Raw genomic sequence first — 23,594 nt, forward strand, 5'->3', positions numbered from 1 at the left:
CAATTCAAATACTTGATTCTAGGTACGAAACCGTACTTATTCGATATTCCCTGCTCGTTTTTCTTGCTCTTTCACAGCCGTTTTCAATACTTGAGCAATGTCCTCATGAATCGCGAGTCCTTTATCCATAAGCTCAACTGGCAATATTGCATCGTTTGGATTAATCGTAATATAATAGGCATCCGGCCAGTGATATGTCATATTCCAGAATGGCTCTTTAATGAACATCGGAGTCATCTTTCCAACACCTAATTCTAAAAACAGTACCTTTTTATCTTTGTTTTTTATGAGAAACTCATTATATTTTTTAAGTTCGGTTCGATAAGCAGTACCTTCTAAAAATACATAGGAGCGGACCCAGGGCTCCATATCGCCTCCGCATTTTGGACAGGTTGGAATCAACTCGGTAGGTATACTTGTTCCTTCTATGTTTTCATACATTTTTTCAACCATATCTTTATTAAAATAAACTTGGTCATGACAACGATCGTTACATTGAAAATAACGGGAATCCCCTTGAATTGGTGCAACTTTATCTTGAGGGAAGACCTTAGAGAACTGTGCATCTTGATTCGTTGTCACAATGAAATAATTTTTGCCTTCAAGCAATTTTTCTAAATCAAGGTAGGGTTGACCAGCTTCGAGATCATATATAGTCTTCTGATATAATGTAGCCAGGTAAGCCCAGCGTTCCTCTTTCGTTGGGAAAGGATGATAAAATCCATAAAATAAATTTTCCATTCCGTATTTTTTTGCGAATTCTCCAAAATGGTTATTGAATAACTCTCCCTTTTCATAATAGCTGTATCCAGCAGCCTCCGACATGCCAGCAGCTCCGCCAACCACGATCGCATCAGCATCTTCTAATTTCTGTAGTAATATATCTATATTGTTCTGTTGTAATAACATAATTTAATTTGTCCTCCTAATAGGGTTGGTCAATTCGGGATCCTGATGTTCTAGGATTTATGTGTATTATATAAGTCGTATGTTCTTATAAACAAGTATGCACTTTTAAGGTATATACTATCTAAATAGATAGTGTTCGTCTCACAAATAAGAATTATAAAATGAGGCTTACTACGACTGGGTGCATTCACGCATTGATAAGCTGACTATGTACACACTAAAATCTGGGGATAAAATGTATCTTCATTAAGAGACCCGCTTTACTAGACTATAGACATATAATATAGTTAATACATATTAAAGAATGCGTATATAACTTATTAACTTATACTATCTGGGAGGATAGCGTGGATATGAATAGTAATGACTCAGTTACGAATAAAGAGGAGTCCAAGGAACCGTTTTTTGGATACACTTTATCGATTATTAGCGGTAAGTGGAAACTGCTTATTATTTATCACCTATCACAAAACGGTGCTGTTCGTTATAACGAACTTCAACGTCTGTTAGGAAAAATCACTTATAAAACCCTTAGTACTACACTAAAAGAAATGCAAAATGATGGTTTGATTCATCGTGAGGAGTATCCGCAGATCCCTCCAAAAGTGGAATATAGTCTAACTGAAAAAGGACAAACACTTTGGCCGCTCATTCAGGAGATGTGCCAATGGGGAGAACAATATAAAGAAGATTAATGAAAATAGCAGCTTTCGCTAGATATTGAAGTGTGCCGGTTAGAATAGATATAGATATTGGAACCCCTTGTAGTTAATCCAATATTCTAGTGGGCGGATCAATTTTATTGAAATTGATTAGGGTGCATTTTTTATGTAATCAAAGGACAAAAAAGCCTTAACTGGACTGCTGTTCACAGTGATCGTCCAGTTAGGGCTTATGTTTATCTAACAGAGAAGGTGCATTCTTTTAATCACTTTTTTAAATGATTAATTAGTTGTTCAGTTTCAGGAAGTCCGCAGTCGAAACTACATTGCAGTACATACCGTTAAGAGCGCCGACAAACGCATAATGAACCTCTTCAGCAGGTACGATTTTATCTTGATAAGATAATTCTTTTGTTGCACAAGCATCTTCAATAAGGGTGGTTTCATAGCCTAGGTCTACTGCAGCTCTAACTGTTGCATCAATACACATATGTGTCATCATACCTACAACGACTAACTTGGTAATTCCTTTTTCTTTTAATTGTTGCTCTAATTCTGTCTGTAAGAAGCTGTTAGGGAAATGTTTGATGATAATGCTTTCGTGTTCCAATGGTTGTACAGCTTCATTAATCTTAACTCCCTCTGTATCCGGTAGAAAGAAGCCTAACCCTGGGTCACTTGCGATATGTTGAACATGGAAAATATGATCTTTGTTATTTTGTCTGAACCACTCCAGGATTTTAGCTGCATTAGCTGCTGCTTTTTCAGGGTTACTTAATTCCATGTTTCCATTTGGAAAATAGTCATTTTGGATATCTACAATAATTAAAGCTGTGCTCATTTTTTCCACCTCGTTAATCGATTTAGTATAATCAATGATAAATAAGATCATGGTTTTTATCGATACTTTGATGAAAGGCTTTGGCATCTAATGATTTCATGATGAAAGGAAGTTAATATGGAACTTGATAACATCGATTTTCAGATCCTCCGGTTACTATCCGAAAACTCACGCATTCAATGGAAGGACCTAGGAGCGCAAATCCATATGACCGGACAAGCAGTAGGGAATCGCATTAAAAAATTAGAGGAGAGTGGTGTGATTGAAGCCTATTCTCTAATCGTAGATGAAATGAAATTAGGGTTCTCTTATACCGCCTTTGTCATTATTTATATGAAAACAGCGAATCATGAATCATTTATATCCTTTATTAATGAACAAAAAGAGGTAGTGGAAGCTCACCGAGTATCGGGTGAAGGTTGTTACCATTTAAAAATAAAGGTGAATTCTCAAGAACATTTAAATGTTCTTCTTAATAAAATTCTTGATTATGGAAATTACAAAATATATTTATCTATACAAAACATTAAGAAACACAATCCACTGTCTAGTATGTTACAAGTATAAAAAAGATAGGTATAATAACTCGAAGTTACTATACCTATCTTGCTTTTGGAACACTATTGATTTTTCTATGGATTAAGATCTATACATCATCTATTGATTACATAGCGGTAAAGAAGAAATCATTTAAAAAAGAGCAGTTCATCGCTGCTCTTTACTTATGTCTTATATCTAGTTATGAATTGTCTTTAACGTAAAGGTGGCAGAACACCGCTTGAGAAAATAATAGACAAAATAACGATACTGACAAGGACAGCAGCCCCAACAGTCCAGAATACCAGTTTTTGAATCATGTTTTTGAAAACTCCCTTTTACGATATTAATAAATGGCACCATTAGCTATTATACACATCAAATGTTACATATAAGAAACAAAATTATAATTTTTATTAGATTTTTTAAAATAGTAGACTTTTTAATGAAAAAAATGAGGAGAAAATTAATTATTTTCACCAAATTAATAAATAAAAAGACCTTAAAATCTAAACATCGATAGTTCCCTAACCGACAAAAGAAGAAGACTACTCAACTGATATGGGGGGAAATCATGATAAAACAAAGATTGGCAAAAGTAATGGCAGCGTTTATGGCTCTCGTTCTAGTCATGACGACAACAGGACTTGTTTCCGTAAACGTGGTGTCTGCTGCAGATGCGGAGATCAGCAAACTGGTTTTGTCTACGGATTCACTAAGCTTAGAGAACGGGGATAGCAGTACACTGACAGCAACAGCGGTCTATAGTGATGGTAAATCTAATAATGTAACCATTAGCACAAACTGGACTAGTAATGATAGTTCTGTAGCTTCCGTATATAACGGCACAATTACAGCGAAAAGCGAAGGTACGGCGACAATTGTCGCTGTATATGATGGCAAGTCACAGGCTGTTAATGTAAAAGTAACAAAGAAAGTAAAGGCACTAACGAAGGATAAACAGGCACTTGATCTGCGTATAGGACAGGAAGCAAGTGTTTCTCTCCAAGCGATTTATACAGATAACACAGAACAGGATGTATCCAGTATCGCCGAGTGGACTTCTTCGGACAACAAAGTAGCTACTGTAGTTAATGGTTCCGTAAATGCTTTGTCAGCGGGTACAGCAATCGTTACAGCAAAGTTAGGCAAACAAAGTGTGACCGTTGAAGTTGGCGTAGAGGTCGTAAGACGAATTGAGATGGACTACACGCAGTTATCCCTGCTCTTAAAAGATGGAAAGCTAAAGGACGAACAGAAAGTGATCCTGACAGCAACGTACCCAGATGGAGAAACGAAAGATGTTACAGCAGATGCCGTATGGTCCTCCAGCAATGAGAAAGTTGCTGATGCGTTCAAAGGTAATATTGTAGCCTACAAGGCAGGTACAGCAACGATTACAGCGGAATACGGTACGAAGACAACCACACTTGAAGTGGATGTAGATAAGACGCGTAAGCTGGTTGCGAGCGAACAAAGCTTTTTCATGAATGTAAACGAAAAAAAACAAATTGACTTGAAGGCTGTTTATCCTGATGATACCGAGGTCAATGTAACAGAAAAAGCGGTATGGACTTCCAGTAATGAGAAGATCGCGGATGTCATTGGTGGCAAGGTGTATGCGAATGCTTCTGGATCGGTAACGATTACAGCGAAATACAGCAATCAGACAGTTGAAATTCCAGTGGATGTAGAAGTTGCTCGTCATCTGGATATCGATAAGGAAGAACTCGGACTCAAAGTAGGCGGAACGCACACGTTTAAAGTGATGGCAGCCTTCGCAAACGGTGTAACAGAAGAAGTAACGAACAAAGCAACCTGGACGTCAAGCGAGGAAAGCGTTGCTTATGTAGAGAGTGGAAATCTGACGGCATATAAGTCAGGTAAGACTACGGTAAAAGCAACCTATGGCGGTAAAACGGTTGAGGCAGCAGTTAGCGTAGACATTCCGACCAAAGTAGCACTGGCAAGCAAAAAAGGGGTGGTTCCTGTAGACGGAACCCTGCAAGCGAATGTAATTGCTACTTACACAGAAGATCGCGAGGAGATCGTAACAGATAAAGCAGAATGGAGCTCAAGCAATGAGAAGATTGCTGAGGTTACATCAGGTGGTTTAATTACAGGAATAAAGACAGGTAAAGCGACCATTACTGCAAAATATCAAGGTAAAACCCTTACCATGGCGGTAGAAGTAGGACTTGCGAGCGGCCTGCAAGCTGACGTTCCCATCGTAGCGCTGCTCTCCAAAGAAACGTATCAACTCAAGCTGACTGCGTCCGATGAATACGGAAATGAGCAGGATGTAAGCAATGATGCAACCTGGAAATCAAGCAGTGCCCGTATAGCAGATGTGAAAAAAGGATTAATTACTGCTTACGGCAAGGGGAAGACCAATATTACCGCTGAATATGGTGATCAGAAGGTAACAATTGTAGTAGAAGTGGACGTCATTGAACGCATGGAAATTTCAGAATCTTCTCTTTCTCTGAAATCAGGCGACACGATAGATCTGACGCTGAATGTAATGCTCAGCGATGGTTCTACACGTGACGTGACAAGCGCTGCAGAATGGAAAACGAATAGCTATAAAGTAGCTACAGTGAGCAAAGGGAAAGTAAAAGCAGTAGACTATGGAAAAGCTAAGATTACAGTTAAATATGGCAGTAAATCAGAAAGTGTACCCGTAGATGTAGATACACTCAAGTACTTGCAAACCGATGAAGTGAGTCTGACACTGAAAAAAGGACAAACGGTAAAGATTACGGCAGAAGCAACCTATGCGGATGGTTCCGAGGCTGACGTATCGAAGCCAGCGATGTGGACTTCTTCTAGGATCACGGTCGCTAGCGTAAAGGACGGTACCATACGGGCAACTGGAAAAGGAAAAGCAACGATTACGGTCAGCTTTGCCGGCAAGAAATCAAAAGTGAGTCTTGTCGTTACGGAGTAAATACCTAGCGATGTAAAAGCAGAAAAAGGCCGCTATCCCATTAAGGGGGTAGCGGCCTTTTATCGCTTAGATATCATTTAGACGATTGTATGAGATAAGACTATCGCTCCATATGCAAATGCGATAAGAATAACAAATGCGGGATGAATCTTTGTTTTCGTGAGCATAAAGAGTGCAATCGCTGAAATAATCAAAGTCTGCCACACATTAATTGTCTCGATCGAGACAATCCCCATCTCCCATGTTAATAGGAGCATGAGGACAGCAATGACAGGCTGAACAAGCAGCGTCATTCCTTTTACTACGTTAGATGTACGGTATTTATTAAGTAAGCTAAGCAGTAGAATGAGTGCTGTTGCAGAAGGAACAACAGTAGCGAAGGTAGCGATTATGAATCCAGGCCAGCTGGCTACTTGGTATCCGACAAAAGCAGCAATTTTGGTCGCAATCGGTCCAGGAAGGGCATTTGCTACCGCCAGCACATCACCAAATTGTTCATTCGTCATCCAAGCGTAATGGTTCACGACTTCTTCCTGCATAAGTGGAATGGATGCGGGGCCACCTCCATAACCAAGTACATTGGCTACGAAAAATCCCCAAAACAGTTCCCACCATGTTTGTAGTTGCTCCACGGTTTATGACACCCCTTTATCGCTTTGTTTGTCCCGTTTGTATCGCTGCACGAGGTTTAGATGGAACATGCCATAACCAAGGAAGAGCATAACCACAATCCCTGGGTGGATTTGCAGCAACTGAAGCAGGATAAACGCAAGAACTCCAAACAAGATAGCAAACCCTTTTCCAAGACCTTTCCATGCCTTCAGGGCAAACTCATAAGCCATAATACCAAGCATGACGACGATAACGGGTCTTACCGCCGCGATCATTCCTGCAATATATTTGGAGTCTTTTAAGGTGTACATTACCCCGAGCAGAGCAACAATGGCAATACTCGATGGCAAGATATGAGCAAGCACCGAGACAATGGCACCGGGGACTCCTTTTCGCTTATAGCCGAGATACGCTGCCATTTTAGTTGCAATCGGTCCAGGCAGGGCGTTGGCAAGTGCGAGGGTTTCTCCAAATTCTTCATCTTCCATCCACTTATAGCGGATAACTGCTTCATAGCGGATGAGGGGAATAACAGAGGGTCCGCCCCCATATCCCAAAATACCGGTTCTCACCATCCCAATGGCCAGTTCTTTGTAAGGCTGTAGGTTCATTATTGATGTCTCCTCCTATAAGCGCATGCCCATGCGGCTCTTGTAGCGTTTGAGCAGCAGCTGGGATTCTACTTTTACAATCCCGGGCATTTTATATACTTTCTCTAGTAGAAAATGTTCCATCTCTTCCATATCTGCGAAAATACCGTGCATATGTAACGTGCTCGGGCCTGTCATGTGATACAGACTGGTAACCGCCGGCTCTTGATCAAGCTTCTCTGCCACTTCATCCAAATACTGCGGCTCAATATCTACATTAAAGAAGGCTGATACAGATAAGCCCACTTTCACCGGATTAATCACAACCGTAAAGCGTTCGATGACTTCCTTCTCGGACAGTGCGTTAATTCGGGACTGAACGGCAACGCGGGATAATCCGATTTGCTGACCAAGCTCGGTATAGGATATACGGCTGTTCTGGTGCAGGGCTGCTAATATTTTGCGATCAATGTCATCGAGGTTATGCATGTGGGGTATCTCAGGTGGGAAAACCTGATCCATCCAATCTTCACTCATCATTAGACCACCTTTCAATAATTCGAAACGATCTTTACGTAATTTATACACCTATATTTATAACTTTTCGTAAGATGAGTCAACAATTTGAGTTCGATTTGTTCATATATATAATATATTTCTTTCAATTTGTATATTTGAACATCAATGAAGCAAGTCAGCTCTCTGATCCTATGGACCAAAGAGCCAGATCAATAAGAGTATTCAAATCATAGAACGGATTAATACAAATACGAATTGTAAAAAAATAAAAAACCAATGGGTCACCTAAAATCGGATGACTCGTTGGTTCTTAAATTTATCGCATGTATATTACTCTTTAGTAAAAATAATGGTGATGCTTGTTCCTTCTCCAGGAGTAGATGTGATGGTCAGCGTGCCGCCAACACTTCTTGCTCTTTCTTCCATACTAAAAAGGCCGACGCCAGCTTCACTGCCGGCTGCTCCAACGGTAAAGCCTTCTCCATTATCACTGATCGTGACGAGCAGCTTCGCTTCACGATCATCAATCGTGACTTTCGCTTCTTCTGCATCGGCATGTTTGGCGATGTTGGTCAGCGCTTCTTGAATGATTCGATAGATCGCCAGCTCCAGGTTATGGGACAGTCTGCGACGTAAGTGACACTCAAAGCAGACATCGATGCCATAATAACCTATGAACTTCTCAATATAGGTACGAATCGCAGGAACGATACCAAGGTCGTCTAATACAGAAGGACGAAGCTGCCAGGCAAGACCTCTTACCTCCTCAATGATCGTCGTCACCTGTTCACGTAGAGGTTGTAAGTCAGATTTACCAACCGATTCATTCGAAGTGAGTTGATCCAGCTGAATCACGAGAGAGTAGAGGCTTTGCCCAATCCCGTCATGGAGCTCTCTAGAGAACCGTTTCCGCTCCTCTTCTTGAATCCGAATGACCTTGGTCATCATGGATTGCAGCTCGGCTTCTGTCTGCTTCAGTCTCGTTACTTCGTTACGAATCGCCAAATACTTCTTAGGTTTTCCTTGTTCATCCATCAGCGGCACGATCGTGGTATTTACCCAGTAGAATTTTCCGTCCTTAGTTGTATTACGAATTTCCCCTTGCCATACCTTTCCTTCACGGATGGTCGTCCAGAGCTCCTCCATAAAAGCAGCATCGTGGTATCCCGAATTGATAATACGATGATCCTGTCCGAGCAGTTCTTCTCTTGAGTACTTGGATATTTCGCAAAATTTATCATTCACATACTGAATTTTACCCTTTGTATCTGTCATAGCGACAATCGAGGATTCATCTAGAGCAATCTTAAGATCGGTCAACTCCAGGAGTGCACTTTTCACTTCATCCTTCACCGTATCGTTCTCGATGTGATGCTCTACTTCATTTATAAGTTTATCAATGGAATAGTTCTGAAAAGGAGATGTAAAGCTTTGTGTATCAGTCATAAGTCATGAGCCCCTTCTTCATTGCAAGTTTGACGAGCTCAGGTCTGCTCTTTAGACCAAGTTTATCCATAAGATTACTCTTATGGGATTCAACCGTCTTGACGCTGATAATAAGTTGCTCTGCAATTTCCTTATTGGAATACCCTTTGGCGATCCAGGCCATAATTTCTTTTTCGCGATCAGACAGAGTTTCAAAAGGACCATCTGATTCTCCCCGGCGAATCATATCAGAGTATTCCTTCATTAGCTTCTTTGTTGCACTTGGATATAAATAGGCAGTCCCATCAGCCACAGAGCGAATCGCCGCAATGAGCTCCTCATGAGGAGCACTTTTGAGTATGTAGCCGGAAGCACCTGCGTGAATGGCTCGGAATAAATACTCCTCATCATCATGCATGGTTAGAATCAATACGCCGATATGAGGCATTTTTTGTTTTAGTTCAGCGGTTGCGGTAAGGCCATCCTTTCCAGGAGGCATACTGAAATCCATGAGTACAACATCGGGATTCAGCTCTTCCGCTTTGGCTATCGCTTCATCTCCGTCTGCTGCATCTCCAATTACTTCAATCTCATGCTTTCCTTGCAGCAAAGCAGATAGTCCTGATCGTACTACAATATGGTCGTCAGCAATTACGATACGAATCAAATGGTTTTCCTCCCTTTCCTTCAAGGTCCGGTGTGATGTAGTTAACATTTTACTACAGTTAGAATAGGGCTGCACCCGATCTTTAAGAAAAAAGAGAGCTAAGCATTGGTTTTTTTACATAAATGGTTCACCATGTCAGATCACAGTCAGTATGTTTGTCATAGAAGAGGAGAGGCGGCCCGCTTCTCGCTCTACCACCTGGATCTCACTCGGATGAAAGGTGCGAGAATGATTTCTGAGGCCGGTAATGAGAATTCCAACAGGGTTTTGATCCTGCAGGAGTGGAACGGAAATAATGCTGGTAAGCCGCTCTGCTAGTAAGAGGGGACAGGTATGAAACAGCAGAGAAGCATGATCTGAAGTCATACTTGAGATAAAACTGCGGCCTGACTTAAAGACAGGGGCTGCAATACCTTCATTTGTTTTAAAAGCTAGTTTTGATGTGCGCTTACTGCGGCTTCCTATCTGAAAGATGACATGCAGCTTTCCGTCTGTTTTGGAGAGGAGCAAGATGGCGGTGAAGTCTGCGTGTAGACTATGCTGCAGCTGCTCTACAATATACTCTTCTGCAGGGGATAAGCGTTGCATCATCATCACATCCTTTGGTTAGATTTATGAAACTAAGATTACTCGTTTTCGAGAAACAGGCTGTGAAATATGTCACTAGATCGTAGCTAAATTAGAAAGTTAGGGGAATTTTAGCACTTTTATCAGGTGATTCCCTGATCCGTAATATGGGGGGATTAAGTACAATAGAGATATTAGAAGAGCGAGGGGCGATTTAAGATGACATTAGTATTAGCCAGAAGAGGACGTGAGGTAGAGGTGACCATGTGCGGAGGGAATGAGACTAGCCAAGGGGAAGCTGAACTGAAAAAGGGTCTCCAAGGTTTGATGCAGCTTAAATCGATCAACGTCGGGGACCGACTGTTTTATGAAGGTGATGAGGTAGAGGCGCTGTACTACATGAAGTCGGGCCGGGTGAAGCTGACAAAGACGAATGAGGACGGAAAAGAGATTATTCTTTCGTTCATGCAGGCAGATGATCTGGTAGGTGAATTTGGAGGAGTAGAAGGCGAATTTCACGGATTTGAAGCAGAGGTGGTAGAAGCGGGTATGGTGGGTGTCATCATGGTTCGGAATCTGGAGGTCTACCTCAGCCAAAACGGAGAGATGGCCCTCGAATTTATCCGCTTGATGGGAACTGCACAGCGTATACTCCAGTATAAACTGCGCGACCTTTTGATGAATGGTAAAGCAGGCGCGCTCGCTTCGGTACTCGTAAGAGCATGTAATAGTTATGGAAAAATGACGCCCGAAGGAATTCTGATTACTAAAAAATTAAATCATGCAGATATAGCTGAGCTTATTGGAGCAACGAGAGAGAATGTAACGAAGACACTTAGCGGCTGGAAAGAGCAAGGGATCGTAGAAGTATCGCAGGGACGGATTCTTGTTCGTGAAATAAGTGAGCTGCATGAGATTTGCGGCTGCCAGGCAGGGAATCTTTGCTCGCCAAAAATTTGCCGGATGTAACTTAGCGAATCATAGCACAAATAAAAAAGACACCAGCTGGTGTCTTTTTCTATGTTTTTATTCTAGAAAGAGCATATAGCTCCTCTACAATAGAATGGAATTATTTATTCGAGACCAGCTTACTGGAAGGATAAGTATAGGACAACTTACGTACAATTTCTTTTTGCCATTTTTCATCGCCAATGGACACTGCCAGATTGAGAAGGTCCAAGTAATCGTCAAGTTTCAAATTCGTTTTGGTTGCCGATATGTTCATTCTGTCCTTAAGTCCCCTTTATAATAAAATGTGCAGGTTATCTACGTTAGATAACTTGCAATAATGATAATCATTATCAATAATTTCATTATGCATGGTTTCTCTTGGAAATGCAAACATTAATCGTTGTTTTTCTTTACTTTTTTAGGAAGAAGTAAATAAGTAATGATGAGAAAGGGGATGTAGATCCCTAAAAAGGCAGCAGGAATAAGCAGCATCGGGTCTAGCAAAATATGATGGACCTGAGTAGTAAATGTAGTTCCGCTCGCATTGGTATGATAAACAGCAAGCAGAAGTGAAATACCCGCAAGATAAATGCAGAATAACGCGATAAAATGTAACAGGCGCTGCAAAGGTTTATATAGTAACGAAAGTCCGCTCAGTACAAAGGGAAATAGAATAAATCCAGCAATTATAAATGTGTTCACGTGACTAAGTCCTCCTTTTTGTTAGAAGTATGGACAGATTCATGGAGACGCATACTAATTGGCTTCACTAGGGGCTATTCAATCCATTTCTCATAGAGTTTCGTATACTCTCCACTTTCTTTCAATTCCTTTAACATTTCGTTCACGGTATCCACCATCTTTTGGTCGCCTTTATGAATGGCTATGCTGTAAGACTCGTTTGTAAAAAGCCCGCCGACCATTTCGAAATTAGCATCGTCGCGCATCATTCCAAGCAGAATGGAATTATCTGCTGTGAGCACATCTCCTTGTTCAGACTGAAGAGCAGTAAATGCTTCTTGATAGTCGTCATATTCGGCAACTTTTGCTTCAGGCACCTTATCTTTTATACTTTTCACGGAAGTAGAGCCCTTAACAGCGATCACCGTAGTATCGGAGGACAAAGAGTCTAATCCCGTAATCGGACTGCCCTTCGGTACGAGGAGAGATTGACCGGCATAGAAGTAAACATCACTAAAATCGACTTCCTTTTTACGATCTTCCGTAATCGACATTGCCGCAATGATGACGTCAATTTGTCCGTCCTTTAACAGGGGGATTTGTGTGCTGGAAGTAACCTCTTTTAATTCTACTTTTGTTTCATCCCCGAGAATTTTTTTAGCGAGAGTTCTTGCCATGTCGATATCGAGCCCTTCTACCTTGCCTGATTTAGAATCTTTTAGTCCGAATAGTCGTGTATCGAATCGAACCCCGGCAATTACTTTTCCGCGTTCTTGAATGACGGCAACGGTGTCAAATACTTCTGCTGGATCAATGGTCTCATCAGATAAATCCGAGTTATTGCATCCTGAGAGAAGTATGGTAAAAGAAAGCAGGAACAAGAACAGCATTCGCGCTGTTATTTTGTTCATTACCATGATATTCAGCTCCTTATGATTATGCTGGACAATTCGAAAATAAGCCGGCTCAGGAACCAGCGGAATCATTCTTCTGTTTGAAAAGGCACAGAATCCAAATAAGGATTATATAGTAAATACAACTAAGATCATACAATATCTTTTAGGAACAGAGCAATGTTTATGTCAAGTAAGATCAAACATAGATGGAGGCTCACTTTCATTTATAAGAGTGAATATTCCGGGATGAGTTAGGAACGAATCCGAATAGGGTAATTTGTAACGAGAATAAGTGTATAGCCAGAAAGAAGGGGAACGAATGATTAAAATTGTGCTGGTCCGCCATGGTCAAAGTGAATGGAATTTGGAAAATCGCTTTACAGGCTGGACCGATGTCGATTTGTCTGAAGCTGGGCTTGAAGAGGCAAGGCAGGCAGGACTCATTCTGAAGCAAAATGGGTATGTATTTGATGAAGCATATACATCATATCTCAAGCGCGCGATTCGCACATTAGGGATTATTCTTCACGAAATGGATATGATGTGGATTCCTGTCTATAAGACATGGAAACTGAATGAACGGCATTATGGAGCTTTACAAGGACTTAATAAAGCAGAAACAGCCGTGAAGTATGGAGAGAAGCAGGTCTTATCCTGGCGTCGATCTATTGATGTGCGTCCTCCTGAGCTTTCCCTGGATGATCCTAGATATGAAGCTTCTCTTCCGCAGTACCGAGCGATGAAGGAAGGAGAATATCCGCGCACCGAAAATTTGCTTGATACCGAGGAGCGGGTAATGGATTATTGGAAGGAACGGATTGCACCTGGTCTAAGCTCCGGCAAGCATATTATTATTGCAGCTCATGGAAATACACTGCGTTCTTTGATTCAGCATTTGGATCACCTCGAAGGGGATAGTCTTATCGATCTGAATATTCCAACGGGAATACCGCTGGTTTATGAACTGGATGAAGAGCTAAAGCCAATTCGCCACTACTATCTGGGTATGGAAGGACCTCTCCCAGCAGGAACCATACCAAAACATATAAGTAAAGAGAGTACAACGAAAGGACCTCCTGCATAATGACGAGGTTCTTTTTAAGAGTGGACAAGGTAGAGCGGACCATATAAAATGGAGCTTATCTTATTTTTATTCATGATGTGAATCAGGGTAAGATCATATAGAATGGAGGGACTTACATGAACCGTTATTTGTTCGAGTATGAACTAATATCTACTGGATTTATAAGTGAATTCAGCTGGGTTGCCGAATCAGAAGAGAAGGCAAGAGATGCGATTCGTGATCGGATTGCTGACCTCGAATTTACAGAAATAGAAGATGTAATTGTAGGTAATCTCCTGAAAATAATGGATGCATCAGGCCATATTGAAGAGTGTGAAAGTTGTGCTTCTTAAGTATTTATAACATGATTAAAGAGGGGACTCTCTAGAGAGGTCTCCTCTTTTGATGTTTATCGTATTTATTTGTCATTCTTTTCTTGTTCATGTTGTTCTACTATTTCATGGATTTCAGACTCTAAGGCCTGAACTGTGTTTTTATCGAGGTTCTGCAATGGTTGTGGATGAAACCACTGAATCTCTCCATTATGTACCAAACCTTTGTAATCCTCACCTTGTACATGAATACATATTTTATGACGCTCATGCGGAGTATCCTCAAATACAGGTGTGATTTCCATATCCTGAATATCATTTAAAACGAGATAATGCTGCATAAAGGAATGTACTGTTGCTTCAATACGTTCTACTGTACTTTCATCAAGTAATTGTATAGGGCTAGGGTTAAGCCACTGAATTTCTTCATTATGATAATGTCCTTTGAATTCTTGTTCTTTCACCTTAAAAGTGAATGCCAGACGCTCATGCAAACGGTTTTCGAATACTTTCTCTACCTCAAAATCTTCAATTTTATTATCAGGCATAATAATATTCCCCTCTCAATGAAAATTCATGTAATCACATAACACCAAATGCTGATCAACGAATCGCCGCGAATCAGATAATTTAGAAATTTACTAAAAACTAAAGATCCTGTTCACCAATACGTTTGTTTCTTCATGTCTCATTTGCTTACAAATTCATATTACCTTTGCTAAATGAGAATAAAGAAAGAGCAACATTAGAATTTAATGAGAAAAGAAGGAAAGTCCTCTTAAGAATTCTTTCTTGAGCTTATTATAGGGTTCCCCCCCTTCACACGTCCAGTGAAAGCGCTGTCTTCTTGAATAAATCGTACTTTACATACATAAAAGAAGATGGGGACTGAGGGCTTAAGTAGGATTATTAATTTCGTATAGAGCTGAAAGTAACATCGTTTTAGTGAGCTTGAATATAGCAGGTTTGGAATATAACGATTGTGGTGATAAGATGAATACTAACCTTAGCATATCGTGGAATATTTTGAGTAAATAATGTCAGTAAATGAAAGTTAAGATATATAACAAAGGAGTCTAGAAATATGGTTAAACAGACAAAAAAAGCAGCGACATGGTCCTTAGTTATCATGGGAGCTGGGTTTGCTGCTTCCTTGCCTTTTCATGGAAGCTTAGCTGGGAAGATTCTTATTGGGGCGTTTGAGGCGGGCCTCGTGGGGGGACTGGCAGACTGGTTTGCAGTCACTGCATTGTTTCGCCATCCCCTCGGTTTAAAGATCCCGCATACTGCACTGCTTCCCAAGAACCGGGATAAGATGACCGATGGCCTCGTGTCCGCTGTGGAGAATAACTTACTGAACAAGGAAAGTATCTCTGCTAAAATATCAGGGATGCCGATCAGTGAGATGATCCTTGAAATGGCAGAGAAAGAATTGCATTCAAAGGGAACTAAGGATGCAATTGATATTCTCGCTAAACGGATTGTAGCTACGCTGCCTCTTGAACGTATTGCGCCACTCGTGGCAAACGAAATGAAGCGTCAGATTGGACAAGTGGACGTATCTTCATTGCTAGCCAAAGCAGAACAGCAGATTACCAGCAAAGGTTATGATAAAATCGCACTTGATTACGGGCTGGACCAAGCTGAAGCATGGCTTATGAAACCGGAAGCATTATATACACTTGGTGAAGTCGGTATGAAGGCTCTGAACTCTGTGCAAGTGAACGGGCTTATGCAATTTGCCATGAATGCACTTATGGGTTATCTCAATGAAGAGCGTCTTGGCGGAATTCTGCAGCGCTTCTTATACGAACAGGTTCAGGATCTGAAATATGAGGGACACCCGAATCGTCATCAGGTATTAGCCGGTATACGGGGACAGCTGGTCAGACTGGCTCATTCAGATAAAGTGGTCGCTGGACTAAGTGAATGGAAAGACTCGCTTCTTGAGAATTGGGATGCGGAGATGACCGTGTTACATAAAATGCAGGAGCTGCGCGATCAGGCACTTGCATATATGGAAGATGGGAAATATGTATCAGAGCACGTTCTGCCTATCATTGAATCCCTTATCTCCGAAGTGAAGGCGAATGATGAATTGATACAGCGTATTAATGAGAAAATCGTAAACAGTGTCACAAACCTTGTAGAACGCAACCATTCCAAGATCGGAACATTGGTAAGAGAAAATGTAGATCGAATGGATAATGAAACGTTGATCGAAATGATCGAAGATAAAGTGGGTCAGGATCTGCAGTGGATACGAATTAACGGGGCAGTTACCGGATTCTTGATTGGTATTGTACTCACCGTTATTCAAATCCTTCTTGTATGAGGAAGGGGCTCATATTATGCGCCTATGGCATGAAGATTTAATTGGAAAACTTCCTAGAGCTCAGCTGCTCGGTCAGCACCGTGAGTGCTGTGCACTCCGCGGCAAGGGATGGGGAAAGAAGCATGCTACCGTAAATTATGTATTTGAATATCACCCCATGAAATTAGTTAGATACCATCTGCTTATCATTGAAGAAATGAAAAACCGAGGGTACAACGTCGATATTCTATGGGAAGACCCGCTGTATCGTGGAAAGCAGAGCGAGCGATGGGAAGAAGAATATATTGCTTCACTTGATGAGTATGGCCGTTACGACGAGCATGATGATGCCTATATGGAAGAATGTGCGCAGAACCTCGCTTCAAAAGGAGTTCATATTATATAGCAATAGGGACCAGACTTTTCTTTAATGTCACACATTATATTAAAAAAATTAGTACATCACTTACATATAGTGGTGTACTTTTTTGTTTATCGGCAAAACAAGAACTTGCCCCAAGACTTATTAGACTTATTCTTGCTGAACAGTATATTTCAGAAAACGAAAACAAAAGTTTTTCATACATCTACATTTTTTCATTTAGTAAATCTTTACCCCAAATTTGGATTGCTTTTAATACAGGTATAAACTTCTGCCCCTGCTCTGTCAATGAATATTCTACTTTTGGTGGAATCACTTTATATACTTCTCTGTGTACTAGACTATCCTCTTCAAGCTCTCTTAATTGTCTAGTTAAAATTCCTTTCGAGATACCAGGTAGTAGTCTCAATAATTCATTAAACCTAATCATTTTATTTTGACTTAAATGCCATAAAATCACGATTTTCCATCTGCCTGCAATTGCATTTTGGGCAACTGTTAATGGACAAATTTCTTGCAGCGTTTCCTCAGAGACCGTTTCATCTTGATAACTAAAACGTGCCAAAATAAGACCTCCTTTTCTTTAGGTACTATTTTTATGACTATGTTATAAAATTGTGCCTACTTACGTAAATCTCTCATTGGTAATAGTATATGCATTAGGAATAAAAATCAAAAATATCACTGTAGTGGAGGAGTTTTTATGAAAGTTTTAATAACAGGTGCAACTGGAAATTTAGGTTCTAAAATTGTTGAATATTTACTTACTAAATTATCAGTTGAAGAAATAATTGTTGGTGTACGTGACGATAAGTCTGAAAAAGCGCTTAGCTATAAGGACCTCGGCCTACAGGTTCGTGTAACAGATTATGAAAATCCAGAAGCATTACTTACAGCATTCAAAGGTGTAGATCGTTTATTCATTATGTCAACATTTGGTGACTATAAAACAGTCATACGTCAGCATATAAATGCAGTAGAAGCTGCTAAAGCAACAGATGTAAAACAAATTATTTATCCAAGTGTTACGAGGGCAGAAGGAAATGACTTCTTCCTAGCAGGTTTGCATAGAGCACGTGAAGTAGCAATTATTGAATCAGGTATTCCTTATGTGATTCTACGAAACAACTGGTATGTAGAAAATGAACTTGGCACAATTCAAGGATGTATGGCAGGTGCCCCTTGGGTAACTTCTGCTGGAGAAGGAAAAATTGGTTGGGTATATCGCCCAGATTTAGCTGAGGCAGCAGCGAATGTTTTGGTAGCTGATGGTCACGATAATAATATTTATGAACTTTCTGGAAAAAATTTAACACAACAGCAATTTGTTAATACTTTAAATGAAGTATTAGGCAAAGAAGTTCCTTTATTAGCAGTAGACGATGCTTCATATGAAGAAATGATAAAAGGTGCTGGAGTACCGGAAGCCTACCTTCCAATGTTAATAATGACTCAAAAAGGTATTCGTGAAGGAGGATTAGAAGCCACACATACCGATTTAGATTTCTTATTAGATCGTCAGGCTACTTCAGTAAAACAGGCACTGACACATTTATTATTAAATACAAAATAGATAGAGCAAATTGCTCAGTAGAATCAAATAAAACAAATTCCAAAAAAACAGAGTTGTTACAGCGTAAAACTGAACTTCCCTGTTTTTTTGATTAACTCGATATACATATAATATCTAAAAATAGATCTTATATCTTTTTATTTACTTAGTAGTTTAAGAAATAGACTTTAATATACATTTAATAAGCGATATTGTCCTAGCGGGGGAAATCTCGTTCCACCAGTCCTTGTTCAATGGCATAACGAGTAAGCTGGACCCGATTCTCTAGCTGTAGTTTTTGTAAAATGTTTTTCAAATGATTTTTAACGGTTTGATCGGATATCCCAAGCGCATCGGCTATTTCTCGATTCGTTTTTCCAGAAGCTACCCAGTTCAATATTTCTCTTTCTCTATTTGTTAAGGGAGGACGGTTATCGTCCGTTTTCATCGTTTTGGGGAACTCCTGCAGAATCTGATACGCAAGCTCCTGACTGAAAGGGGCTTCATCGCATACAGTGGCTCTCAGGTATTCCAACCAGGTTGAGGAAGAGAGATTCTTAAATAGGTAGCCTTGAGCGCCTTGTTTAAGTGCTTCGAACAGATGGGTCACATCATCCGAGACGGTTACCATCACGATGATGACATAGGGATAGCGCTGCTTGATCAGCCTCGTTGCCTCCAGCCCATCCATACCGGGCATTCTGATATCCATCAGAATGAGGTCAGGCATCCATTCCTCAGTAAGCTGGAGTGCTTCCTCACCGCTGGTCGCCTTCCCTACAATTTCAAATGAGGGATCCTCAGATAAAATAGCCTCGATCGCTGCCCGCGCATGAGCAGAGTCATCTACGATGAGTACTCGTGTATTGTTCATGAATCAGGTCCTCCTTTCATTATGGTCATACACGTCCCGCCATGTTCTTGGTTATAAAAAGCAAAATCCCAGCCCATTTCAGCGGCCCGATCTTTCGTAATCCGGAGACCATATCGGTCCGGTCGATCCCAAGGGTCACCTTTATACCCTAATCCGTCATCCATAATGGATACGGTCCACGATGTCTTATTTCCTTGACCCGTTATTTGAATAAAACCAGCGTTGGCATGTTTTCGGACATTGAGAACAGCTTCTCTAATACAAGCGATCAGTTCAATTTGTTCTTTCGTGGTTAGGTCCTCATCTGGTATATTCCAGCTGATTTTCGATTCCAGACGACTGGTGTATATCAAATCCTCAATTTGTCTAAGCATCTGCTGCGGGTGTGCAGGAAGATCACTGGCACTTTCTGGAATCTTGAGCTGAGCAATCGCTTGTCTCACATAATGATGAATCTCATGTACTGTTTTTCTTGCATCTCGCAGTTCACCTTGATGAGCAGAACCAGACAAATTGCGGTCCGCTTTATCCATTTGTACCGATAATAAAAATAAAGATTGAGCAATCCCATCATGCAATTCCCTTGCTAATTGTTCTCTAGCCTCAAGAGCAGACTTTGCTGCTTTTTCTTTCTCTAATTCAGCCTGAGCACGTTCCATGACCTGAAATAATTTATTTAACAGGGTTACACTGACAAGATAAATAATGACAGGTGTCAGCCAATTGCCGGCCTCCATTGAGAGATAGGGCATAAGAAACTGGTGTCTAATGTATTCCCACAGACCGACCGTAATCGTCGGGATGATAAGAATCATCCACTTTATATGTTTATAGCTCATGTGCAGCAGCACTCCTTATCACAGGGGAAATCATATAAAAACACTAACTATTTTTATTATACCTTCTAATTGAAAGAAAGGGATTAGTTTCAGCCCATTGAAGAAGGGGGAAATAGAAACATGGTGCGTGATTTTAAGGATATGGGAGGATGTGTATGGAAAAAGGCGATAGGAGAGAGTCAACCTTGCTCACTTCCTGTTATGCTGTATTCTTACGCAGAATGCAATTTTCCTTTGTACCCCGTCCTTCTGTATACTTATGGTAATATCGATGTTGCTAATAACGAAGTTCTTTTAAACAAAAGTTCTTCTCATCTTAGCAGCTAGGAGCGTTACTAAATTAGAGTAATTAAGAGGAGTGTATGTAGAAACATGAGTCTAGCAGTGTTGGAACGTCGCAGTGAACTACTGAAGAAAAATATTGAACAATTGCTAATTCGGGAAAATCAAAAGGGCATTACAAGACAGCAAAGCATGTTTTTACAACAAATGATTAAAGAACTCTATCAAACTTCACATGAGTTGAACACGGAAAGACGCTAAATAATGATTAATACAAAAAGAACCCGGATCCATCAGCTTCTGGCGATTGCAGAAGCTGATGGATCCGGGTTCTATTCTTTTTATACCATGTAAGGAGCAGTCTCTTCCTGCAAGGTCAGTTCGTTTTTTGGTGACCGGGCAAGGATATAGGCAATAAAGATCTCGACTAGCTCTGGATCAAACTGAGTTCCGGCACAAGCGCGAAGCTCAATAATCCCTTCTTGCAGTGTCTTTGTTTTCTGGTAAGGCCGTTCTGTAGTCATGGCATCAAAAGAATCAAGAACAGTGAGCATCCGGCATAGTTTAGGGATTTCTTTCCCTTTTAGTCCATGAGGATATCCTTTACCATCAAATCGTTCATGATGAAGCTCTATATAAGGAATTAAATCTCTAAAACGTGGATCGGTAAGCGCGATTTTCTTTCCCCATGTAACATGTTGTTTAATGGTCTCCCACTCTTCAGGAGTAAGTTTTCCTTCTTTATTCAAGACGCCCCACGGAATTTCAAGTTTCCCGATGTCATGAATCAGCGCACCAAGGACAAACTCTCTTTTTTCTTCTTTGTCTAATGATAGAATATTGCTCATATCTAATGCATATTTGTACACTCTTTTTGAGTGCTTGAATGTATCTATATCTTTGTACATAAATAAGTTGAGTTGTTGCTCGATGTAATTTACTTCATGAGACAAATCTAGTTCGTCTTCCATTATTAAGTCACAGCCATAAGTATGTACGGTGTTTTTTCCTTGTTTCTTAGCATAGTAAAGCGCTTTATCGGCATGGTCCACAAGCTGCGATTTATCATATAGATCTATACTGTACTGAGCGATCCCAGCTGAAAAAGATAAGCATTTATGTGGAAAAACTTCTACACCATCGAAAGGAGTATCGTTTAGTTTTTTTCTCAACTTATCAACAAAATGTCGAGCCTTTTCGTAGTCATATCCCGGCATAAGAAGAGTGAACTCTTCACCGCCATAACGGGAAGCCACAATAGAGGTGTCTTTTGTTTCTTCTTTCAACATAGAACCGAGAAAACTAATGAGCAGGTCACCTTTTAAATGGCCGAAGCTGTCATTGTATTTTTTAAAATCATCAATATCGATCATGGCTAGTGTAAGAGAAGAGTCATTTTTCTTTGCTTCTTTAATATGATTCTCTAAAGAACTCTCAAAATAGCTATGATTGTATAGACCGGTCCTTTGATCTAAATTGGAGCGATCCAGTATTTGATGGTATAAGAAGAACATCTGTCTGAATGCATGAGATAATAAAATGGCCAAACCAAGAAAAAGAATAATGCCAAGAATTCCGTTGTAAACAATAAGAACAGATAGTACGAGAGAAAGAATAAGCATGCAAAGATAAACGAGCATGGTTTCTTTTACGAATCCTTTAAGAGTGCTATAAAGATCTTTGCGATATAGCAAATAGTAATAAATAAACATACCCATTGTATTTATTGAGAAGTAAACAGCAAGAGATATGGCGTAAGAAACTAAATTCATTTCGTCGACGGGACCTAGTGTACCATCAAGTGCGAGAAAGACTTGATATGAAATAGCGATCATTATAGAGTATAGGGCAAAGTTGGTCAGTTGTTTCCACCAGACGATGGTGCGGTTGTAGATAATGTAAGCTATGCAGAATAATAATAAAACGGCAAGCGTGAATTGACTTCCATAAATAAATATACAAGCAAGATAGACGGAAGAATCAAAGGACATTACATTTCCTTCAGGAGGAAGTCGAAATTTGAGACTATTAAGAATTAGCGTAGCTCCTAACATTACATAAAGATTTACCCATTCTTCACTACTATAATTAATAAAAGAAAATCCGTTAGTCCATGTAAAGGTTAACATCCCCATTAGACAAAGAAAAACGATATACCACTCGCTAATATCTAGCTCTTTTATTTTCCTGAAAATTTTCGTCATGAATCTATAATCTCCTATTAAATCCGTCATCTATTCTTATTTTATCATGACATTGTCAATATTTGATATAAAAAGAAAAAAACAGGCTGTGAAAGCCTGTTTTTAAAAAAATGATATGAGGTCTTAGCCGAATGCAAAACCAGAAGTAAGTGCAACAACAACGGAAGCTACGATAACCGCATTCATGATGATGCGAGCAATGTTTGTTTTTTTCATAGTATGTATCCTCCTTAAAAGTTAGTTAGATGTATGTAAACTAGGTGCGAGATCTTGATCTTCAGTATCCTTTTTGGGAACCATAATACTCTGGATGTACAAGAAAATGCCAAGGTTCATAACGACATCTCCGACACTAATGACCTGAGTTCGTGGATAAGGATTAGAGAGAGGAATTATATCCCCAAGAAACGACAATCTTGTAGAGGCATCCAGCATATAATGCTTGTACACTGCATCGCCGCTAGTTAGGAGTTCTGTATAATATGGCCCCAATACTTGAGCTGCATCGAGTGATACAGGCATCCGGCCACCATTCACAGCCATCACAAGAAAATTAAAAAGAACACCGACAAGAATGATTGTAAAGCCTTTATTCTGTCGATTCATCCACAGAAACACCATACCAATAACGTAGATGGACATAAAGAAATACCCTGAAGCAGGTGCTAACCAGGAGGCATCTCCTTGAAAGCGAAAAATAAGGAACTGAATGAGTAGAAGGATCGGAAAGATAAGTCCGCCCTTTAACTTAATTTGACCAAACTGCATGAGACCATTCTTGAGACCGCCTCTGAACAATCCGACGATAAGCCCAAGAATTATACCATCATATACCATGTATTAATCTCCGTATATCGTATTTTTTTCCAGTCAAATAGTTATATTCGACTAGTATATACAAATTCCTTCTTTTTTTCAAAATATTTTTTAGTTAATTTGTCTGAT

General features: G+C 40.1%; 27 protein-coding genes. 10 read left to right on the plus strand and 17 right to left on the minus strand.

Going from position 1 to position 23,594, the window contains the following annotated elements:
* Nucleotides 1-36 precede the first annotated feature (36 nt).
* Entirely contained in the window at nucleotides 37-909 is an 873-nt protein-coding gene (locus PV403_RS18760; RefSeq protein WP_332085608.1) for a hypothetical protein, read from the minus strand.
* A gap of 353 nt (nucleotides 910-1,262) precedes the next feature.
* Here PV403_RS18760 and PV403_RS18765 point away from each other — a divergent pair, with 353 nt between their 5' ends.
* The gene (locus PV403_RS18765) at nucleotides 1,263-1,604 is read left to right on the plus strand and encodes a winged helix-turn-helix transcriptional regulator (RefSeq protein WP_332085609.1); all 342 of its coding nucleotides are present in this window, start codon (nucleotides 1,263-1,265) and stop codon (nucleotides 1,602-1,604) included.
* A 253-nt stretch (nucleotides 1,605-1,857) separates the two neighbouring features.
* On the opposite strand, the gene PV403_RS18770 is transcribed toward PV403_RS18765, so the two are convergent.
* A complete protein-coding gene (locus PV403_RS18770) occupies nucleotides 1,858-2,412 on the minus strand; it encodes a cysteine hydrolase family protein (RefSeq protein ID WP_332085610.1) in 555 nt (184 codons plus the stop codon).
* A gap of 117 nt (nucleotides 2,413-2,529) precedes the next feature.
* Between PV403_RS18770 and PV403_RS18775 the strand changes: the two genes are divergently transcribed.
* Nucleotides 2,530-2,979 carry an Lrp/AsnC family transcriptional regulator gene (locus PV403_RS18775; RefSeq protein WP_332085611.1) on the plus strand — a complete coding sequence of 150 codons (450 nt, stop codon included), beginning with the start codon at nucleotides 2,530-2,532 and terminating at the stop codon, nucleotides 2,977-2,979.
* Between the two features lie 544 nt (nucleotides 2,980-3,523).
* Complete coding sequence (locus PV403_RS18780) at nucleotides 3,524-5,899, plus strand: Ig-like domain-containing protein (protein WP_332085612.1); 2,376 nt, start codon at nucleotides 3,524-3,526, stop codon at nucleotides 5,897-5,899.
* A gap of 77 nt (nucleotides 5,900-5,976) precedes the next feature.
* Here the strand turns inward: PV403_RS18780 and PV403_RS18785 are convergent, their stop codons facing one another.
* From PV403_RS18785 to PV403_RS18810, 6 genes are all read right to left on the minus strand, one after another.
* The gene (locus PV403_RS18785; protein ID WP_332085613.1) at nucleotides 5,977-6,531 is read right to left on the minus strand and encodes a chromate transporter; all 555 of its coding nucleotides are present in this window, start codon (nucleotides 6,529-6,531) and stop codon (nucleotides 5,977-5,979) included.
* 3 nt (nucleotides 6,532-6,534) lie between these two features.
* The gene (locus tag PV403_RS18790) at nucleotides 6,535-7,122 is read right to left on the minus strand and encodes a chromate transporter (protein ID WP_332085614.1); all 588 of its coding nucleotides are present in this window, start codon (nucleotides 7,120-7,122) and stop codon (nucleotides 6,535-6,537) included.
* A gap of 15 nt (nucleotides 7,123-7,137) precedes the next feature.
* Nucleotides 7,138-7,638 carry an Lrp/AsnC family transcriptional regulator gene (locus PV403_RS18795; protein WP_332085616.1) on the minus strand — a complete coding sequence of 167 codons (501 nt, stop codon included), beginning with the start codon at nucleotides 7,636-7,638 and terminating at the stop codon, nucleotides 7,138-7,140.
* Between the two features lie 312 nt (nucleotides 7,639-7,950).
* Nucleotides 7,951-9,066 carry a PAS domain-containing sensor histidine kinase gene (locus PV403_RS18800; protein WP_332085617.1) on the minus strand — a complete coding sequence of 372 codons (1,116 nt, stop codon included), beginning with the start codon at nucleotides 9,064-9,066 and terminating at the stop codon, nucleotides 7,951-7,953.
* On the minus strand, nucleotides 9,059-9,712 hold the full coding sequence (locus PV403_RS18805; protein ID WP_332085619.1) for a response regulator transcription factor: 654 nt from the start codon (nucleotides 9,710-9,712) through the stop codon (nucleotides 9,059-9,061). Before PV403_RS18805 ends, PV403_RS18800 begins: the two co-directional genes overlap by 8 nt.
* A gap of 135 nt (nucleotides 9,713-9,847) precedes the next feature.
* The gene (locus tag PV403_RS18810) at nucleotides 9,848-10,300 is read right to left on the minus strand and encodes a GAF domain-containing protein (RefSeq protein WP_332085620.1); all 453 of its coding nucleotides are present in this window, start codon (nucleotides 10,298-10,300) and stop codon (nucleotides 9,848-9,850) included.
* A 198-nt stretch (nucleotides 10,301-10,498) separates the two neighbouring features.
* On the opposite strand from PV403_RS18810, the gene PV403_RS18815 reads away from it, so the two are divergent.
* Complete coding sequence (locus tag PV403_RS18815; RefSeq protein WP_332085621.1) at nucleotides 10,499-11,248, plus strand: Crp/Fnr family transcriptional regulator; 750 nt, start codon at nucleotides 10,499-10,501, stop codon at nucleotides 11,246-11,248.
* Between the two features lie 100 nt (nucleotides 11,249-11,348).
* Here the strand turns inward: PV403_RS18815 and PV403_RS18820 are convergent, their stop codons facing one another.
* The 3 genes from PV403_RS18820 to PV403_RS18830 all read right to left on the minus strand — a co-directional run bounded on the left by PV403_RS18820 (nucleotide 11,349) and on the right by PV403_RS18830 (nucleotide 12,822).
* Nucleotides 11,349-11,504: a hypothetical protein gene (locus tag PV403_RS18820; protein WP_332085622.1), complete on the minus strand. Its 156-nt coding sequence runs from the start codon at nucleotides 11,502-11,504 to the stop codon at nucleotides 11,349-11,351.
* Between the two features lie 119 nt (nucleotides 11,505-11,623).
* On the minus strand, nucleotides 11,624-11,932 hold the full coding sequence (locus PV403_RS18825; RefSeq protein ID WP_332085623.1) for a hypothetical protein: 309 nt from the start codon (nucleotides 11,930-11,932) through the stop codon (nucleotides 11,624-11,626).
* Nucleotides 11,933-12,006: 74 nt separating this feature from the next.
* Nucleotides 12,007-12,822: a transporter substrate-binding domain-containing protein gene (locus PV403_RS18830; protein WP_332085650.1), complete on the minus strand. Its 816-nt coding sequence runs from the start codon at nucleotides 12,820-12,822 to the stop codon at nucleotides 12,007-12,009.
* 304 nt (nucleotides 12,823-13,126) lie between these two features.
* On the opposite strand from PV403_RS18830, the gene gpmA reads away from it, so the two are divergent.
* Nucleotides 13,127-13,891 carry a 2,3-diphosphoglycerate-dependent phosphoglycerate mutase gene (gene gpmA / locus PV403_RS18835; RefSeq protein ID WP_332085624.1) on the plus strand — a complete coding sequence of 255 codons (765 nt, stop codon included), beginning with the start codon at nucleotides 13,127-13,129 and terminating at the stop codon, nucleotides 13,889-13,891.
* Between the two features lie 116 nt (nucleotides 13,892-14,007).
* The gene (locus PV403_RS18840) at nucleotides 14,008-14,223 is read left to right on the plus strand and encodes a hypothetical protein (RefSeq protein WP_160035944.1); all 216 of its coding nucleotides are present in this window, start codon (nucleotides 14,008-14,010) and stop codon (nucleotides 14,221-14,223) included.
* A 65-nt stretch (nucleotides 14,224-14,288) separates the two neighbouring features.
* Here the strand turns inward: PV403_RS18840 and PV403_RS18845 are convergent, their stop codons facing one another.
* Nucleotides 14,289-14,750, minus strand: coding sequence for a hypothetical protein (locus tag PV403_RS18845; RefSeq protein WP_332085626.1), 462 nt, complete (start codon nucleotides 14,748-14,750; stop codon nucleotides 14,289-14,291).
* A gap of 536 nt (nucleotides 14,751-15,286) precedes the next feature.
* Here PV403_RS18845 and PV403_RS18850 point away from each other — a divergent pair.
* Nucleotides 15,287-16,537 carry a DUF445 domain-containing protein gene (locus PV403_RS18850; protein ID WP_332085627.1) on the plus strand — a complete coding sequence of 417 codons (1,251 nt, stop codon included), beginning with the start codon at nucleotides 15,287-15,289 and terminating at the stop codon, nucleotides 16,535-16,537.
* A 16-nt stretch (nucleotides 16,538-16,553) separates the two neighbouring features.
* Nucleotides 16,554-16,922: a TIGR02328 family protein gene (locus PV403_RS18855; protein WP_332085628.1), complete on the plus strand. Its 369-nt coding sequence runs from the start codon at nucleotides 16,554-16,556 to the stop codon at nucleotides 16,920-16,922.
* 181 nt (nucleotides 16,923-17,103) lie between these two features.
* On the opposite strand, the gene PV403_RS18860 is transcribed toward PV403_RS18855, so the two are convergent.
* On the minus strand, nucleotides 17,104-17,463 hold the full coding sequence (locus PV403_RS18860; protein WP_332085629.1) for a winged helix-turn-helix transcriptional regulator: 360 nt from the start codon (nucleotides 17,461-17,463) through the stop codon (nucleotides 17,104-17,106).
* Between the two features lie 138 nt (nucleotides 17,464-17,601).
* On the opposite strand from PV403_RS18860, the gene PV403_RS18865 reads away from it, so the two are divergent.
* Nucleotides 17,602-18,471, plus strand: a complete 870-nt coding sequence (locus PV403_RS18865) for an SDR family oxidoreductase (protein WP_332085630.1) — start codon at nucleotides 17,602-17,604, stop codon at nucleotides 18,469-18,471.
* Nucleotides 18,472-18,667: 196 nt separating this feature from the next.
* Here PV403_RS18865 and PV403_RS18870 read toward each other — a convergent pair whose 3' ends face one another.
* Together PV403_RS18870 and PV403_RS18875 are read right to left on the minus strand one after the other, a co-directional pair.
* The gene (locus PV403_RS18870) at nucleotides 18,668-19,324 is read right to left on the minus strand and encodes a response regulator (RefSeq protein WP_285745658.1); all 657 of its coding nucleotides are present in this window, start codon (nucleotides 19,322-19,324) and stop codon (nucleotides 18,668-18,670) included.
* A complete protein-coding gene (locus tag PV403_RS18875) occupies nucleotides 19,321-20,163 on the minus strand; it encodes a sensor histidine kinase (RefSeq protein ID WP_332085631.1) in 843 nt (280 codons plus the stop codon). Before PV403_RS18875 ends, PV403_RS18870 begins: the two co-directional genes overlap by 4 nt.
* A gap of 372 nt (nucleotides 20,164-20,535) precedes the next feature.
* On the opposite strand from PV403_RS18875, the gene PV403_RS18880 reads away from it, so the two are divergent.
* Complete coding sequence (locus tag PV403_RS18880; RefSeq protein ID WP_191799918.1) at nucleotides 20,536-20,706, plus strand: hypothetical protein; 171 nt, start codon at nucleotides 20,536-20,538, stop codon at nucleotides 20,704-20,706.
* 80 nt (nucleotides 20,707-20,786) lie between these two features.
* Here the strand turns inward: PV403_RS18880 and PV403_RS18885 are convergent, their stop codons facing one another.
* Both PV403_RS18885 and PV403_RS18890 read right to left on the minus strand, forming a co-directional pair.
* A complete protein-coding gene (locus PV403_RS18885; protein ID WP_332085632.1) occupies nucleotides 20,787-22,649 on the minus strand; it encodes a diguanylate cyclase in 1,863 nt (620 codons plus the stop codon).
* A 237-nt stretch (nucleotides 22,650-22,886) separates the two neighbouring features.
* Nucleotides 22,887-23,486, minus strand: a complete 600-nt coding sequence (locus PV403_RS18890; RefSeq protein WP_332085633.1) for a DUF5317 domain-containing protein — start codon at nucleotides 23,484-23,486, stop codon at nucleotides 22,887-22,889.
* Between the last annotated feature and the right edge of the window lie 108 nt (nucleotides 23,487-23,594).

This window comes from Paenibacillus sp. GYB006 (assembly GCF_036577645.1).
GTDB lineage: Bacteria > Bacillota > Bacilli > Paenibacillales > Paenibacillaceae > Paenibacillus.

Bases quoted from the DNA above. Each gene is read 5' to 3' on its own strand.
- PV403_RS18880 (WP_191799918.1), top strand. From the start codon at position 20,536: ATGAGTCTAGCAGTGTTGGAACGTCGCAGTGAACTACTGAAGAAAAAT.
- PV403_RS18855 (WP_332085628.1), top strand. From the start codon at position 16,554: ATGCGCCTATGGCATGAAGATTTAATTGGAAAACTTCCTAGAGCTCAG.
- PV403_RS18810 (WP_332085620.1), bottom strand. From the start codon at position 10,300: ATGCAACGCTTATCCCCTGCAGAAGAGTATATTGTAGAGCAGCTGCAG.
- PV403_RS18870 (WP_285745658.1), bottom strand. From the start codon at position 19,324: ATGAACAATACACGAGTACTCATCGTAGATGACTCTGCTCATGCGCGG.
- PV403_RS18815 (WP_332085621.1), top strand. From the start codon at position 10,499: ATGACATTAGTATTAGCCAGAAGAGGACGTGAGGTAGAGGTGACCATG.
- PV403_RS18865 (WP_332085630.1), top strand. From the start codon at position 17,602: ATGAAAGTTTTAATAACAGGTGCAACTGGAAATTTAGGTTCTAAAATT.
- PV403_RS18830 (WP_332085650.1), bottom strand. From the start codon at position 12,822: ATGAACAAAATAACAGCGCGAATGCTGTTCTTGTTCCTGCTTTCTTTT.
- PV403_RS18820 (WP_332085622.1), bottom strand. From the start codon at position 11,504: ATGAACATATCGGCAACCAAAACGAATTTGAAACTTGACGATTACTTG.
- PV403_RS18875 (WP_332085631.1), bottom strand. From the start codon at position 20,163: ATGAGCTATAAACATATAAAGTGGATGATTCTTATCATCCCGACGATT.
- PV403_RS18760 (WP_332085608.1), bottom strand. From the start codon at position 909: ATGTTATTACAACAGAACAATATAGATATATTACTACAGAAATTAGAA.
- PV403_RS18885 (WP_332085632.1), bottom strand. From the start codon at position 22,649: ATGACGAAAATTTTCAGGAAAATAAAAGAGCTAGATATTAGCGAGTGG.
- PV403_RS18780 (WP_332085612.1), top strand. From the start codon at position 3,524: ATGATAAAACAAAGATTGGCAAAAGTAATGGCAGCGTTTATGGCTCTC.
- gpmA (WP_332085624.1), top strand. From the start codon at position 13,127: ATGATTAAAATTGTGCTGGTCCGCCATGGTCAAAGTGAATGGAATTTG.
- PV403_RS18775 (WP_332085611.1), top strand. From the start codon at position 2,530: ATGGAACTTGATAACATCGATTTTCAGATCCTCCGGTTACTATCCGAA.
- PV403_RS18795 (WP_332085616.1), bottom strand. From the start codon at position 7,638: ATGAGTGAAGATTGGATGGATCAGGTTTTCCCACCTGAGATACCCCAC.
- PV403_RS18890 (WP_332085633.1), bottom strand. From the start codon at position 23,486: ATGGTATATGATGGTATAATTCTTGGGCTTATCGTCGGATTGTTCAGA.
- PV403_RS18840 (WP_160035944.1), top strand. From the start codon at position 14,008: ATGAACCGTTATTTGTTCGAGTATGAACTAATATCTACTGGATTTATA.
- PV403_RS18770 (WP_332085610.1), bottom strand. From the start codon at position 2,412: ATGAGCACAGCTTTAATTATTGTAGATATCCAAAATGACTATTTTCCA.
- PV403_RS18790 (WP_332085614.1), bottom strand. From the start codon at position 7,122: ATGAACCTACAGCCTTACAAAGAACTGGCCATTGGGATGGTGAGAACC.
- PV403_RS18845 (WP_332085626.1), bottom strand. From the start codon at position 14,750: ATGCCTGATAATAAAATTGAAGATTTTGAGGTAGAGAAAGTATTCGAA.
- PV403_RS18765 (WP_332085609.1), top strand. From the start codon at position 1,263: ATGAATAGTAATGACTCAGTTACGAATAAAGAGGAGTCCAAGGAACCG.
- PV403_RS18850 (WP_332085627.1), top strand. From the start codon at position 15,287: ATGGTTAAACAGACAAAAAAAGCAGCGACATGGTCCTTAGTTATCATG.
- PV403_RS18800 (WP_332085617.1), bottom strand. From the start codon at position 9,066: ATGACTGATACACAAAGCTTTACATCTCCTTTTCAGAACTATTCCATT.